Here is a 657-nt window from a genome sequence, read left to right on the forward strand (position 1 = left end):
TTACACAGGTACCCGCGCCAGCGGGCCACCGAGGCAGCATTGAAATACTACCCGTTAGTGACTGTGACTCTCACTCCGGGAGGAGGACACCGGTAGCCGGGCAGTTTGACTGGGGCGGTACGCGCTTGAAAAGATATCGAGCGCGCCCCAAGATTTCCTCACTCGGGTCGGAGACCCGAGGAAGAGCGCAAGAGCACATGGAAGTCTGACAGTGACATTCCCAACGAGTGTCGCTGACGCGAAAGCGTGGTCTAGCGAACCTATCAGCCTGCTTGATGCGGGCGATAGATGACAGAAAAGCTACCTTAGGGATAACAGAGTCGTCACTCGCAAGAGCACATATCGACCGAGTGGCTTGCTACCTCGATGTCGGTTCCCTCCATCCTGCCCGTGCAGAAGCGGGCAAGGGTGAGGTTGTTCGCCTATTAAAGGAGGTCGTGAGCTGGGTTTAGACCGTCGTGAGACAGGTCGGCTGCTATCTATTGGGGGTGTCACGGTACCTGACGGGAACGTTCGTATAGTACGAGAGGAACTCCGAATGGTCACCACTGGTGTATCGGTTGTCCGAAAGGGCACGTACCGAGCAGCCACGTGACACGGGGTAAGAGCTGAACGCATCTAAGCTCGAAACCCACCTGAAAAAGAGGTACCACTGAG

At 56.3% G+C, this 657-nt stretch carries 1 rRNA gene; it reads left to right on the forward strand.

From position 1 onward, the window contains the following. A 23S ribosomal RNA gene (locus SM753_RS20215) occupies window positions 1-657 on the forward strand; the annotation flags it as partial.

It is taken from the genome of Halostella sp. PRR32, assembly GCF_034808085.1.
Lineage (GTDB): Archaea > Halobacteriota > Halobacteria > Halobacteriales > Natronoarchaeaceae > Halostella > Halostella pelagica.